The organism is Streptomyces luomodiensis, assembly GCF_031679605.1.
Taxonomy (GTDB): Bacteria; Actinomycetota; Actinomycetes; order Streptomycetales; family Streptomycetaceae; genus Streptomyces; species Streptomyces luomodiensis.
The window spans coordinates 8966745-8980365 of the sequence record NZ_CP117522.1; the positions used below are offsets into that span (position 1 = coordinate 8966745).

Here is a 13621-nt window from a genome sequence, read left to right on the forward strand (position 1 = left end):
GGCTTGCCGCTTTTGCCCGGCCGGCCCTACAGTTGGCGGGCCGTGGTGTACGGGAAGACCGGTGCGAAACCGGAGCGGCCCTCGCCACTGTGATCGGGGAGTTCCCGTCCCGTTCCGCGGTCGGTCGGACCGTGCCGCGGAGCCACTGGTCGCCCATGGCGGCCGGGAAGGCAGGGGCGGGCGCGGCGACCCGTCAGCCAGGAGACCGGCCACGGCATCTCACGAGATGATCCACGAGGTGCTGGAGCGTGATCGCATGACCCTGCCCACCACATCGCGATGGCGGCGCGAGGACACCGTCCGGACCGCCGGGCTGCTGGCGGTGATACTCATCCTGCACGCCGTCGCCTTCGGCCTGCTCTTCCTGGTCGTGGCGCCCCATCACTACGAGGTCGGCGCCAAGACGTTCGGCGTCGGCCTGGGCATCACCGCGTACACCCTGGGCATGCGGCACGCCTTCGACGCCGACCACATCGCCGCCATCGACAACACCACCCGCAAGCTGATGGCGGACGGCAAGCGGCCGGTGTCCGTCGGCTTCTGGTTCGCGCTCGGCCACTCCGGTGTGGTGGTCGCCCTGGCCGCGCTGGTGGCCGGCGGGGCCCAGCTGGCCGGCACCCTGGTCAACGAGGACTCCGGGACCCACCAGGTGCTCGGCGCCGTCGGCACGACGGTCTCCGGCGCCTTCCTCTACCTCATCGCCGCGCTCAACCTGGTGGCCCTGCTGGGCATCCTGCGCGTCTTCAAGGCCATGCGCGCCGGACAGTACGACGAGACGGAACTGGAAGCACAACTGGACGCGCGTGGCTTCATGAACCGCGTCCTGGGCCGCTTCACCAAGTCCATCACCCGGCCGGGGCAGATGTTCCCGCTCGGCTTCCTCTTCGGGCTCGGCTTCGACACCGCCACCGAGGTGGCCCTGATGGTGATGGCCGGAAGCGGCGCGGCCGCCGGGCTGCCCTGGTACGCCATCCTGTGCCTGCCGCTGCTCTTCGCCGCCGGGATGAGCCTGTTCGACACCCTCGACGGCACCTTCATGAACGTCGCCTACCAGTGGGCGTTCGCCAACCCGGTCCGCAAGGTCTTCTACAACCTCGCCATCACGGGTCTGTCCATCGCGGTCGCCTTCCTCATCGGCACCATCGAGCTGATCAGCGTCCTGCACGACAAGCTCGAACTGCGGGACGCCGTCACCGGCTGGATCTCGGCGCTGAACCTGGACAACGTGGGCTTCATCATCGTCGGTCTGTTCGTGGTGGTGTGGGCCGCGGCGCTGGCCTACTGGCGGCTGGCCAAGGTCGAACAGCGCTGGGCCGTCCGTACCGCGCGCGCCGACGGCGGCTGACCCCAGCTCCTTCCATGGGCCCGGCGCCCGGCACATGTCCCGGCGTCACGGAATCTCGTGCACCGCGTCGGGCTCCCACGCGTACACGGCGGTGACGGCCTTGACGAACGCGCGGTGGCGTTCCTCGATCTCCTGAGCCATCCAGGACTCGACGGGCTCCCCTTCCCCCAGGACACGATGCACCTGGACGCAGGTCAGCGACAACTCGTCGGCCGCGGTTCGGACGGTCGCGGGACCCACCACATCGACCCGCAGCCGAGCCGAGCGGAACCGTTGCCGCGCCGCCTCTGCCACCTCCGCCGTCGTCGTCGGCTGGATGAGGGCGTCCGTGTACGCGTCGGTGGCGCTCAGGATCACCTGATAGGCGTCATGCCGGGCCTGGAGGAGCCATCGCTTGGACTCCACCCGCGCCTGGTCCTCCACCTGCTGGCGTGCGGCCTGAACGGTCTTCTCGCCGCCGATCCGCGCCGCCCGTGCCGAGAAACCGCCGCCGATGAGGGCACCCAGCAGGGCCACCAACCCGGCGAACAAGGCCGCGAGTCCTTGATCCATGAGGTCTCCTTCCGCCCCTGCTCACGGAATTACCGCCGTGGGGAGACGAGCGCAAGAGCCGCACGGTTCGACCCGACCCGACAACGGCCGGCGCACCATCCGGGAAGGACGATGCGCTGGCCGGCTGCCGAGTGGGGTCACCGGGCTTCGGCCGCGGCGGTCCGCCCGGCCGCGCGGCCGAACACGGCGGCGCGCATGGGGGCGGCGTCCCCGGGACAGTCGCCGTGGAACGGCCCGCCGGTGGCTTCGCCGGCCGCGTACAGACCGGGCACCGGTACCCCATCGTCATCAGCTTGATGTGCGGCGGCCCCGCGGAAGGGGCCGTGGCCGTGCGTGCGGAGCCGGCCCGGTTCGCCCTTCGGCGTCACCAGGTGAAGGCCAGTGGCTCCGCCGGCCGGCCGCCGGCCGGCACCGGGCCGGTGTGCCGGACGAAGCCCTTGCCGGGGACGCCGACCTCGTCGGTCAGCCAGTTGGCGGTGTCGAGGAGCCGGGACAGGTCGATTCCGGTGGACACTCCGGCCAGCTCCAGCAGCTGCACCGCGTCCTCGGTGCACACGCCGCCGCCCTGGGCGCCGGGCATGGCGGGATGCCCGCCGCTGCCGGCCAGTGAGGTGTCGATGGCGCGGACGCCGAGGTCGAGAAGGGGGAGCAGGGCCGCGAGACCCATGCCGCGGCCGTCGTGGATCTGCACGGTGAGGTGGTCGGCGGGCACGTGGGCGAGCGCGGCGGTGACGAGTTCGCGGATCTGGGGCGGCGCGGCGTAGCCGACGGAATCCGCGAGGATCCAGCGGTCCACCCCGATGTCGAGGAGCCGCCGGGCCAGCGGTTCGAGGTCCGCGGCGCCGCGGGCGGGGCCGGTGGGCCCGCCCCAGGCGAAGATGAGGTAGGTGTCGAGCACCAGGTCGCGGTCGGCGGCGAACGCCGCCATGCGTTCGAGTTCGGCGAGGGAATCGGCGGTGGACCGGCCGATGTTGGCACGGGCGAATCCCTCGTCCACCGAGAGGAGGAAGGACGCCGTGTCGGCGCCGGCGTCGGCCGCGCGGGCGAGACCGCGCATGTTGCCGACGCAAGCGCCCAGGGTGAGACCGGGAACCCGGGGGACCCGGGCGAACACCTCCGCGGCGTCGGCGAGACCCGGCACCAGGTCGGGCCGGACGAACGAGGACAGCTCGAACGAGCGGACACCGGCGTCGAGGAGCCGTCGCACGAGCTCGGTCTTCACGTCGGTGGCGACCGGGTGGTTCTGGAAGGTCAGGCGCGGCGCGATCTCGCGGATGCGCACATCGGGCTGGGGCACGGTGGATTCCTCAGGCATGTCGGGTCGGCTTCAGCCCGGCGGCGTACGAGTCCCAGGCGTCCGTCGCGCCCTGGAGGCGCAGGTCGCTCTTGCGCACCTTGCCGGTCGGGGTGGTGGGCAGTTCGTCCAGGACGCGGTAGTAGCGCGGGACCATGAAGTGCGGCATGGACCGGTCGCAGTGCGCGAACAGCTCCTCGAAGTCCAGGCGCTGACCGGGTTCGAGCTGGAGCACGGCGAGCACCTCGTCCTCGCCCAGTTCGGAGGGGGCCGCGACCGCCGCGGCGGCCACCACGCCGGGATGGGCGAGCAGGACCGACTCCACCTCGTGGGAGGAGATGTTCTCGCCGCGGCGGCGCAGGGCGTCCTTCTTGCGGTCGATGAAGTAGAAGTACCCGTCCTCGTCGGTGTAGCCGAGGTCCCCGGTGTGCCACCACAGGTCTCGCATGGTCGCGAGGGTCGCGGCCGGATTCCGGTGGTAGCCGGAGAACATGATGTGCGGCAGCCGGGGCCGGTAGACGATCTCCCCGGCCTGGCCGGGGGCGGCACGGTGGCCGGATTCGTCGTGGATCTCGAGGATGGACGATTCGGTCGGCAGGCCGATCGAGCCGATCTTGCGGGCGTGGAGCGGGTTGTAGAGCACGTTCTTGATCTCGGTGAGCCCGTACCCCTCGACGATGTGCACCCCGAACCGCTCCTCGAAGGGGTGCAGCACCTGCGGCGGGGCGGGCGCGGCGAACAGCTTCGTGACGTAGTGGTCCCGGTCGCGGTCCGAGGGCGGCTGGGCGAGGAGCATCGGCAGGATGGAACCGAGCGCGTTGAACTGGGTGACCCGGTGCGTCCGGACCTCGTCCCAGAACCCGCTGGCGCTGAACCTGCGGCCGAGCACCAGGGTCGCACCGGCGTAGAAGCAGTGCAGTGAGATGTTGATCTGGGCCGCGCCGTGGAACAGCGGCAGACAGGTGTAGAGCCGGTCCTCGGGCGTGGTGCCCATCTGCCGCGCGCACTCGCGCCCGCCGACCAGGGCCATCAGATGCGGCTGCACGACCCCCTTGCTGCGCCCGGTGGTGCCGGAGGTGAGCATGATGGCGGCAGGGTGGTCCGGCGCGACGTGGGGGAGTCCGGTCTCCGGGCCGCCGGCCGCGAGCAGTTCGCGCCACGTCCGCACGTCGACCCCGCGCGGGGCGCGGCGGGGCGCCGCGTCGTCGAGCAGGACCACGGTTTTCAGGGTTTCCGGTGGTTCCGGCAGCTCGGCGACGAGCTCCAGCAGGGCCGCTTCGGTGACCAGGACGCGTACGTCGGTGCTGCGGAGCGCGTGGTCGAGGAACGAGCCCTTGTAGGCGGTGTTGACCGGTACCTCGACGAGACCGGCGCGGGCCGCGCCGAGCCAGGTGAGCAGGTATTCGGGCCGGTTGGGCAGGAAGATGCCGACCGAGCTGCCCGGGGTGCCGCCCAGCGCGACCAGGCCGCGCGCCACCTCGGTCACCGCCGCGTCGAGCGCGCCGTAGGTCAGTTCGGTGTCGTGGAAGACGAGTGCGGTCCGGTCCGGGTGCGCCGCCGCGCGGGCGGCGATGAGTCCGCCGACCGTCCCGTCGGCGAGATCGTCGAAGCCCGGGACGTGCGGGCTCCGCGCGTTGTCCCCGGTCATGCGCGCAACTCCTTCTTGGCTCGGGCCAGGAAGCCTTCCAGGGCCGGGTCCCACGCCGCTTCGGCGCCGGTCGTCACGAGGAACGTGTCGACCCCGAGGTCCCGGTACCTGCCGAGGGTGTCCAGGATGCGCTCCTCGGTGCCGACCAGCGCCTGGGAGTTCGCGAATCCGCCCAGCAGCTTGGTCAGGCCGGTCCAGAAGCAGTCGTCGTGCAGCTCCTCGGAGGTGAGAGCGAGCGCGCGTTCCCGCCCGACAGAGGTGTCGGTGGAGGACGAGCGCAGGAAGGCCGGGGTGCCCGCGGCCTCGGCGATCCGCCGTTCCACCGAGCGGGCCTGGGCCCAGGCGTCGTCGTCGGTGTCGCCGACGAACAGCCGCAGGCTCAGGGAGAACCGCATCCGGCGGCCGTAGCGCTCGGCGGCGGCGGTGACCCGGTCGATGCGTTCCTTCGTACCGGCGAACGGCTCGCCCCACAGCATGTAGAGGTCGGCGTGGCGGGCGCCGAAGTCCACGGCGTCGTCGCTCTCCCCGCCCATGAAGATCGGGACCTGACCCTGGACCGGCTTGGTCCGGATCTTCACCGCCTCGGCCGTGTAGTACTCGCCGTGGTGGTCGAAGGGCGCGGTTTCGGTCCAGGTACGGCGGACGACGTCGAGGTACTCGATCGCCCGCCGGTAGCGTTCGCTCTTGGCCAGGTGGTCCGACTCGCGGCGCAGGTCCTTCTCGGAGCCGCCGACGACCACGTTGACGGCGAGCCGGCCGCGGGCCAGCACGTCGAGGGTGGCGAAGTAGCGCGCGGCGGCGACCGGCGGCATCACCCCGGGCCGGTGCGCGACGATGGGCGAGAACTTCCGCGACAGCGCGAGCGCGAACGGCGCGGTGGCGTGGTTGTGCGGCCAGGTGGCGGAGTAGCCGACCAGGACCCGGTCGATCACCTCGGAGCGGTCCAGTTCCTGGATCCGCGCGATGAGCTGATCGGGGTCGGTCTCGTCGGACTGGAGGGGCTGTAGCCCGGTGAAGAAGTCGACCATGATGTGGTCCTCAGCTCTCTGTGGGGAATGCCTGACGGGACAGCGGGCGGCAGGGCACCGGCTGCTGGGGCACCGGCTGCTGGGCGAGCCAGTCCTGGTGCCGGGCGAAGTGGTCCGGCCGGCGGGTGCGCAGTTCCGCACGGGCGGTGGCGAGCGCCTGGCCCGTGGCGGCGAGTGCCGGATCCGCGGTGGCGAGCATCATCCGCGCCGACACCTCCCACCGCCTGCCGTGGTGGGCGTCGACGCGTGCCAGGACCGTGAGCGGCCGCTCCACGGGCACCGGGCGGAGATACTCGACCGTCAGGGATCTGGTGACCAGCCGTGGCTCGGTGCGCAGGGCGGCCATGCTGAGCACGTCGTCGAAGACCGCGGCGATCCAGCCACCGTGCGCCACCTCGGGCCCGCCGCACCAGGAACGCGCGCAGGTGACGTCGAACCGCAGCACGCCGTCCCGCGCACCGGCGACCTCCACGCCCAGCCGGCAGGCGTCGTCCGGAGCGCAGCCGCCGCACAGCAGCCGGCCGGAGGCGGATGGCTCGATCGCGAAGTCGTCCATGCCGTCCACCTCAGTCATGGGCCGTTCCCCCGCCCTGGGTGGGACGTCCCGCCTCCCGGCGCATGGCCTCGACCACCGCTGCGGGTACGTCGATCGTGCCGCGTCGCAGTGTCTCCTCCCGGTGGGCGACCGAGCGGTCGAACGGCACCCGGACGGCGGCGCCGCCGTCGACCGGGCGGGTCGCCCGGATCGCGTCGGCGAAGGCCGCGACCCGCCGGCGGTAGTCCTCCGGGTCGGTCAGCACACCGGGATCGACCAGCAGGACGAGGAAGCCGCAGTCCGAAACGCCGGGCGGGTCGGCGGCCGCGCCGGCCATCATGCCGAGCAGTTGGACGACCATCGCCAGCCCGGAACCCTTGTGCCCGCCCCACACGCCGAACGCGCCCTCCAGGGCGGCGGCCGGGTCGAGCGTCGGGGCGCCGGTGGCGTCGTAGGCCTGGCCGGGTTCCAGCCGCGCACCGAGCCGGGCCTTGAGCATCACCTCGCCGTACATGACCGACGCGGTTCCGATGTCCCAGATGACCGGCGCCGGTGTGGACGGGAAGCCGAACGCGATGGGATTGGTGCCGAACCGGCCCTCCGTACCTCCGTGGGGCGCCACCACCGCGGGTCCGCTGCCCGCGATCATTCCGGCGAGCCCGGCGTCCGCCGCCTTCTCCAGGTAGTAGGAGAACATGCCCGTGTACCAGGTGTTGCGGGCGCCGACCACCGCCACTCCGTGCGCACGGGCCTTTTCCACGGCCAGGTCCAGTGCGCGCATGCCGACGAGGTAGCCGACCCGGTCCCCGCCGTCGAGGCTCGCGGAGACCGCTGTCTCGGCGACGACCCGGATCGGGCCCGGGGGCTGTGGGGTGGTGCGGAGACGTTCCACCACCGACAGCGCGCGGGCGAGCCCGCCGAAGGACAGGCCGCGCAGTTCGCAGTCGAGCAGGTGGTCGGCGATGATCTCGGCCTCGGCGGCGCTGTGCCCGGCCCTGGCCATCGCGGCAGAGACCAGCGCGTGGGCCTCGGACGGGGTCAGCGTGGTCATGGGAGCGTGGTGTGGCGACGTCTTCGATTGCGTAGTGGTCATGACACACCTCTCCTTTGAGGTTGTCGGTCACCGGGATGTTCTCCGCCCTCAGGCGGCCGCGAGGTGGTGGTAGTGGCTTCGGAAGAACAGCAGCGGGGACGCCTCGGTGCGGGCGTCGAGATCGTCGACGCGGCCGATCACGATGTGGTGGTCACCGGCGTCGTGCACGGCCTCGATCGTGCAGGCGATCCACGCCACCACGCCGTCGATGACCGGATCTCCGTGGGGCCCCGGCTGCCAGGTCACACCGGAGAACTTGTCGCCGCCGGACACCGACAGCGCCCGGCAGATCCATTCCTGGTCGGTGGCGAGGACGTTCACGCAGAAGGTGCCGCGTTCGGCGATGGCGGGGAACGTCGATGAACTCTTGCCCGGCAGGAACGCCACCAGCGGCGGGGTGAGCGAGACCGAGGTGAAGGAGGACACGGCCATGCCCACCGGTTTGCCGTCCGCGTCACGCGAGGTGATCGCGGTGATGCCGCTGGGGAAGTGCCCCAGAACCGATCGGAACCGGGTGGGATCGGGATCCTGCCGCGCGGAGTGAGCGAAGCGCGTTGTAAGCATGCTTGGATAATATAAGCATGCGAACATATTGCAAGAGGGCTGATACCTCGGACCCCGGTCCTGCCACTACGCTGCACCTGTGACAGACCCCCTGCCGTACATCAGTCCCATGAACGACGACCGGCCCCCGTCACGGGCGGCGACCGGCATGGACGAGGCGTCCTCGCTGATCGACGCGGCCTTCAGGCTCGAGCGAGCGGTCACCAGGATCGGGAACACCCGGCTGCGGCCGTGGAATATGACGCTGTCGAGCTACACGGCGCTGCGGATCCTCGCCGGGCAGCCCCAGCTCAGCCTCGCCCAGCTGTCACGGCGCTGCTACGCCCGGCCGCAGACCATGACCCGGATCGTCACCCAGCTGGAGAACCGCGGCTTCGTGGCCCGTGGCGCACACCCGGAAAGCGAACGTGCGCTGTCGCTGAAGGTCACCGAGGCGGGCCTGGCGGCATTGGAGCAGATGGGCGCCGAGGTGCTCAAGATCAGCGACACGCTGAACGCCACGCTCGGCCTGGAGGACATCGTGGCGGCCGACCGGAGCCTGCGGCGGGCCGCGCTCGTGGTCGAGAACGAGCTGCGGGAGATGAAGCGGCCGGACGAAGGCTGAGACGGCCGAGCCGGCGGCCGGAACCCCCTTCCGGCCGCCGACTCCCGCGCCCCGAATCGGGCGACTCCCCGAATCGGGCGACTCCCCGGAACGGGCGACTCCCCGGAACGGGCGACTCCCCGAATCGGGCGACGCCATCACCTCTTGGCCACGAGATCCCTGAGCGCGATGTTGAGTTCGAGGACGTTCACCCGCGGCTCGCCGATGAATCCGGCCACCCGGCCCTCGGTCGTGTCCTCGACCAGCTTCTCCACCTGGGCGACCGGCAGTCCGTTCCGCGCGGCGACCCGGTGGACCTGGAGCCGCGCGTACCGCGGGGAGATGTCCGGGTCCAGGCCGGAGCCGGAGGACGTCACCGCGTCGGCGGGGACCTGGGACGGCTTGACGGTGTAGCCGGGCACCGAGTTGGCCTTGATGACCGCGGCCTTGGCGTCCTCGACCCGCCGGCGGAGGTCCTCGCTGTCGGCGGAGAGGTTGGTGGCTCCGGACAGCAGCAACTGGTACTGGGTGTTGACGCTGTTGGTGCCGAGGCCACCCGCCGGGCGTCCCTGGAACCATCGGAGATCGGGCTCCGGGGCCTGCCCGCCCTTTTGCGGCGGCAGGTTGTACGACTGCCCGATCAGGGAGGAGCCGACGACCTCGCCGTTCGCCGTGACCTCGGAGCCGTTCGCCTTGTCGGGGAACAGGCCCTGGGCGATGCCGGTGACCACCAGCGGATAGATGACGCCCGTCACCAGGGTCAGCATGAGGAGGGCGCGCAGACCGGCCCCGAGCAGCCGGGCGGTGTTCATGACGGAGTGGTTCATGGCGATCAGCCGATCCCGGGGATGAGGGAGATGAGCAGGTCGATGATTTTGATGCCGATGAAGGGTGCTATCAGCCCGCCGAGGCCGTAGACCCCGAGGTTGCGCCGCAGCATCCGGTCCGCGCTCACCGGCCGGTACCGCACGCCCTTCAGGGCGAGTGGCACCAGCGCGAGGATGACCAGCGCGTTGAAGACGACGGCGGACAGGATCGCGGAGTCCGGCGAGGACAGCCGCATGATGTTCAGGGTGTCCAGGCCCGGATGGACCGCCGCGAACAGCGCCGGGATGATCGCGAAGTACTTCGCCACGTCGTTGGCGATGGAGAACGTCGTCAACGCGCCACGGGTGATCAGCAGTTGCTTGCCGATCTCCACGATCTCGATGAGCTTGGTCGGGTCGGAGTCGAGGTCGACCATGTTGCCGGCCTCCTTGGCGGCCGACGTCCCGGTGTTCATCGCCACGCCGACGTCCGCCTGGGCCAGCGCCGGGGCGTCGTTGGTGCCGTCACCGGTCATCGCGACCAGCTTGCCGCCCGCCTGCTCGCGCTTGATCAGCGACATCTTGTCCTCGGGAGTGGCCTCCGCGAGGAAGTCGTCGACGCCCGCCTCGTCCGCGATCGCCTTGGCCGTCAGCGGGTTGTCACCCGTGATCATGACGGTTTTGATGCCCATCCGGCGCAGCTCCGCGAACCGCTCCCGCATCCCGTCCTTGACGACGTCCTTGAGGTGGATGACGCCCAGCACCCGTGCCCCGTCGGCGTCGGCGGCCGCCACCAGCAGCGGGGTGCCACCGGCCGCGGAGATCCGGTGGACGATACGGTCCGCGTCCTCGGGGACCGTTCCGCCCTGCTCCCGGACCCAGGCGAGCACCGAACCGGCCGCCCCCTTGCGGATGCTCCGGCCGTCGAGGTCCACTCCCGACATCCGGGTCTGCGCGGTGAACTCGATCCACTCGGCGCCCACCAGTTCGCCCTGGTGGCGCTCGCGCAGCCGGTACCTCTCCGTCGCCAGGACGACGACGGACCGGCCCTCGGGGGTCTCGTCGGCCAGCGAGGACAGCTGGGCGGCGTCGGCGACCTCGGCCTCGGTGGTGCCGCGCACCGGTACGAACTCCGCGGCCTGCCGGTTGCCCAGGGTGATCGTGCCGGTCTTGTCCAGCAGCAGCGTGGACACATCGCCGGCGGCCTCGACCGCACGGCCCGACATCGCCAGCACATTGCGCTGCACCAGGCGGTCCATGCCCGCGATGCCGATCGCCGACAGCAGCGCGCCGATCGTCGTCGGGATCAGGCAGACCAGCAGCGCCACCAGGACCACCATCGTCAGATGCGTGCCCGCGTAGGCGGCGAACGGCGGCAGGGTGGCGCAGGCGAGCAGGAAGACGATCGTCAGCGAGGCGAGCAGGATGTTCAGCGCGATCTCGTTCGGCGTCTTCTGCCGCGCGGCGCCCTCGACCAGATGGATCATCCGGTCGATGAAGGTCTCGCCCGGCCTTGTCGTGATCTTGATGACGATCCGGTCGGAGAGCACCTTCGTCCCGCCGGTCACGGCGGACCGGTCGCCCCCGGACTCGCGGATGACCGGCGCGGACTCACCGGTGATCGCCGACTCGTCGACCGAGGCGACGCCCTCGACGACATCGCCGTCACCGGGGATGACATCGCCGGCCTCGCAGACCACCAGGTCACCGATCCGCAGTCCGGTGCCGGGCACGCGCTCCTCGGCCGTGCCGTCCGCGGTGAGCCGCCGGGCCACCGTATCGGTCTTGGCCTTGCGCAGGGTGTCGGCCTGCGCCTTGCCGCGGCCCTCGGCGACCGCCTCCGCCAGATTGGCGAAGATCACGGTCAGCCACAGCCAGGCACTGATCGCCCAGCCGAACCAGTCGCCCGGGTCCTGGACGGCGAACACGGTGGTCAGCACGGAGCCGACCAGCACGACGAACATCACCGGGGAGGTGACCATCACCCGCGGGTCGAGCTTGCGGAAGGCGTCCGGCAGCGATGTGAGCAACTGCCGGGGGTCGAAGAGGCCCGCGCCGACCCGGCCCCCGGCCGAGGTGTGCCCGGTGGGAACGTCGCCGTGCGGCGCCCTGGTGGGAGTGGCAGTGGACATGGAGTCCTCGTGGTTTTCTGTGCGGGTGGTCATCACGCCAGCCCCTCGGCCAGCGGCCCCAGCGCCAGGGCCGGGAAGTACGTCAGACCGGTGATGATCAGGATCGCGCCCGTCAATAACCCCGTGAACAGCGGCTTCTCGGTGCGCAGCGTGCCCGCGGTGGCCGGGACCGGCCGCTGCCCGGCGAGCGAGCCCGCGAGCGCCAGGACGAAGACCATGGGCAGGAAGCGGCCGAGCAGCATCGCGAGCCCGGTCGTGGTGTTGAACCAGTCGGTGTTCGCGTTCAGGCCCGCGAAGGCCGACCCGTTGTTGTTGGAGGCGGAGGTGAAGGCGTACAGCACTTCGGAGAAGCCGTGTGCCCTGGAGCCCAGCATCGAGTGCGGTGGCGTCGGCAGGGCCATGGAGACGGAGGTGAGGACCAGCACCAGCGCCGGGGTGATCAGGATGGAGCAGGCCGCCAGCTTGATCTCACGAGGACCGATCTTCTTGCCCAGGTACTCGGGCGTCCGGCCGACCATCAGCCCCGCGAGGAACACCGCGATGACCGCCATGATGAGCATGCCGTAGAGGCCCGAACCGGTACCGCCGGGCGCGATCTCACCCAGCATCATGCCGAGCATGGTGATACCGCCGCCCAGCCCCGTGAACGAGGAGTGGAAGGAGTCCACCGCCCCGGTCGAGGTGAACGTGGTGGACACCGCGAAGATCGACGAGGCGCCGACGCCGAAGCGGACCTCCTTGCCCTCCATCGCGCCACCGGCGGCCTGGAGGGCCGGGCCGTGGTGGGCGAACTCGGTCCACATCATCAGGGCGGTGAAACCGGCCCAGATGGTGACCATCGTCGCCAGGATCGCGTAGCCCTGCCGGACCGAGCCGACCATGATCCCGAAGGTGCGGGTCAGGGCCAAGGGGATGACCAGGATCAGGAAGATCTCGAAGAGGTTGGTGAACGGGGTCGGGTTCTCGAACGGATGGGCGCTGTTGGCGTTGAAGTAGCCGCCGCCGTTGGTGCCCAGCTCCTTGATGGCCTCCTGCGAGGCGACCGCACCGCCGTTCCACTGCTGCGAGCCGCCCATGAACTGGCCCACCTCGTGGATGCCGGAGAAGTTCTGGAGGGCGCCACAGGCCACCAGGACGACCGCGGCGATCGCCGCGCCGGGCACCAGGACACGGACCGTGCCGCGCACCAGATCGGCCCAGAAGTTGCCGAGCTCTCCGGTGCGCGACCGCGCGAAGCCGCGCACCAGCGCCATGGCGACCGCGATGCCGACCGCGGCCGACACGAAGTTCTGCACCGCCAGACCGGCGGTCTGTACGACGTGGCCCATGGTCTGCTCGCCCGCGTACGACTGCCAGTTGGTGTTCGTCACGAACGACGCGGCCGTGTTGAACGCCTGCGCCGGCTCGATCGAGGAGAACCCGAGCGAACCGGGCAGGCCGCCCTGGAGCCGCTGCAACAGGTACAGGAAGAGCACCCCGGCCGCCGAGAAGGCCAGCACCCCGCGCAGATACGCGGCCCAGCGCATCTCGGTGTCGGGGTTGGCACCGATGCCCCGGTAGAGCCACCTCTCCACGCGCCAGTGTGTGCCGGAGGAGTAGACCTTGGCCATATAGGTGCCGAGGGGGACGTAGGCGAGCGCCAGCGCCCCTACGAGGGCGAGCAGCTGGAGCACGCCGGCGAGTACGGGACCCATCACCGCTCTCAGAACCTCTCCGGGAAGATCAGGGCGAGGACGAGATAGCCCAGCAGGGCGACGGCCACGACCAGGCCGACGACGTATTCGGCGGTCACAGCTTCGTCACCCCCTTGGCGACGAAGGCCACCAGCGCGAACACCGCGATCGTGGTGACGACGAAGGCCAGATCGGCCATCGCGAGCTCCTGGAAGAGGTCGGGAAATCCGCAAGCGGATCGGATGCACAGCAGGAAACCCCGCCCATTGGCCGGATTCGAGCGTCGTTGACGGGTCCCATACGGCCCTCCGCACGCCTTTGACGCGCCCCTTACGCCCCCGCGCGACGTTCCGGACGCACGCCGGACG

Annotated in this window: 14 protein-coding genes and 1 riboswitch; of the genes, 2 read left to right on the forward strand and 12 right to left on the reverse strand. The window is 70.8% G+C overall.

Annotated elements, in window-relative coordinates:
* Positions 1-26: 26 nt before the first annotated feature.
* A riboswitch (cobalamin riboswitch) is annotated at positions 27-228 on the forward strand.
* Positions 227-1345, forward strand: a complete 1119-nt coding sequence (gene nicT, locus PS467_RS37735; protein WP_311039022.1) for a Nickel transporter NicT — start codon at positions 227-229, stop codon at positions 1343-1345. (Overlaps the previous riboswitch by 2 nt.)
* A gap of 45 nt (positions 1346-1390) precedes the next feature.
* Here nicT and PS467_RS37740 read toward each other — a convergent pair whose 3' ends face one another.
* The 8 genes from PS467_RS37740 to PS467_RS37775 all read right to left on the reverse strand — a co-directional run bounded on the left by PS467_RS37740 (position 1391) and on the right by PS467_RS37775 (position 8059).
* Positions 1391-1897 (reverse strand): hypothetical protein, encoded by a 507-nt coding sequence (locus PS467_RS37740; protein WP_311039023.1) that lies wholly within the window; start codon positions 1895-1897, stop codon positions 1391-1393.
* Positions 1898-2034: 137 nt separating this feature from the next.
* On the reverse strand, positions 2035-2169 hold the full coding sequence (locus tag PS467_RS37745; RefSeq protein ID WP_311039024.1) for a hypothetical protein: 135 nt from the start codon (positions 2167-2169) through the stop codon (positions 2035-2037).
* A 92-nt stretch (positions 2170-2261) separates the two neighbouring features.
* Positions 2262-3212 carry a hydroxymethylglutaryl-CoA lyase-like TIM-barrel protein gene (locus PS467_RS37750; protein WP_311039025.1) on the reverse strand — a complete coding sequence of 317 codons (951 nt, stop codon included), beginning with the start codon at positions 3210-3212 and terminating at the stop codon, positions 2262-2264.
* On the reverse strand, positions 3205-4839 hold the full coding sequence (locus tag PS467_RS37755; protein WP_311039026.1) for an AMP-binding protein: 1635 nt from the start codon (positions 4837-4839) through the stop codon (positions 3205-3207). The genes PS467_RS37750 and PS467_RS37755 overlap by 8 nt, the downstream gene beginning before the upstream one ends.
* Positions 4836-5867 carry an LLM class flavin-dependent oxidoreductase gene (locus tag PS467_RS37760; RefSeq protein ID WP_311039027.1) on the reverse strand — a complete coding sequence of 344 codons (1032 nt, stop codon included), beginning with the start codon at positions 5865-5867 and terminating at the stop codon, positions 4836-4838. Before PS467_RS37760 ends, PS467_RS37755 begins: the two co-directional genes overlap by 4 nt.
* Before the next feature lie 10 nt (positions 5868-5877).
* A complete protein-coding gene (locus tag PS467_RS37765) occupies positions 5878-6441 on the reverse strand; it encodes a PaaI family thioesterase (RefSeq protein WP_311039028.1) in 564 nt (187 codons plus the stop codon).
* Positions 6434-7495: an Ldh family oxidoreductase gene (locus PS467_RS37770; RefSeq protein ID WP_311039029.1), complete on the reverse strand. Its 1062-nt coding sequence runs from the start codon at positions 7493-7495 to the stop codon at positions 6434-6436. Before PS467_RS37770 ends, PS467_RS37765 begins: the two co-directional genes overlap by 8 nt.
* Before the next feature lie 48 nt (positions 7496-7543).
* Positions 7544-8059 carry a flavin reductase family protein gene (locus PS467_RS37775; protein ID WP_311039030.1) on the reverse strand — a complete coding sequence of 172 codons (516 nt, stop codon included), beginning with the start codon at positions 8057-8059 and terminating at the stop codon, positions 7544-7546.
* A 79-nt stretch (positions 8060-8138) separates the two neighbouring features.
* On the opposite strand from PS467_RS37775, the gene PS467_RS37780 reads away from it, so the two are divergent.
* Positions 8139-8663, forward strand: coding sequence for a MarR family winged helix-turn-helix transcriptional regulator (locus tag PS467_RS37780; RefSeq protein ID WP_311039031.1), 525 nt, complete (start codon positions 8139-8141; stop codon positions 8661-8663).
* A gap of 137 nt (positions 8664-8800) precedes the next feature.
* On the opposite strand, the gene PS467_RS37785 is transcribed toward PS467_RS37780, so the two are convergent.
* Genes PS467_RS37785 through kdpF form a run of 4 tightly spaced genes read right to left on the reverse strand, consistent with a single transcriptional unit; the run spans position 8801 to position 13372 of the window.
* A complete protein-coding gene (locus PS467_RS37785) occupies positions 8801-9469 on the reverse strand; it encodes a potassium-transporting ATPase subunit C (RefSeq protein ID WP_311039032.1) in 669 nt (222 codons plus the stop codon).
* Positions 9470-9474: 5 nt separating this feature from the next.
* A complete protein-coding gene (gene kdpB, locus PS467_RS37790; protein WP_311039033.1) occupies positions 9475-11613 on the reverse strand; it encodes a potassium-transporting ATPase subunit KdpB in 2139 nt (712 codons plus the stop codon).
* On the reverse strand, positions 11613-13274 hold the full coding sequence (gene kdpA / locus PS467_RS37795) for a potassium-transporting ATPase subunit KdpA (RefSeq protein WP_311039034.1): 1662 nt from the start codon (positions 13272-13274) through the stop codon (positions 11613-11615). The genes kdpB and kdpA overlap by 1 nt, the downstream gene beginning before the upstream one ends.
* Before the next feature lie 8 nt (positions 13275-13282).
* Positions 13283-13372: a K(+)-transporting ATPase subunit F gene (kdpF, locus tag PS467_RS37800; protein ID WP_268976205.1), complete on the reverse strand. Its 90-nt coding sequence runs from the start codon at positions 13370-13372 to the stop codon at positions 13283-13285.
* Positions 13373-13621 lie beyond the last annotated feature (249 nt).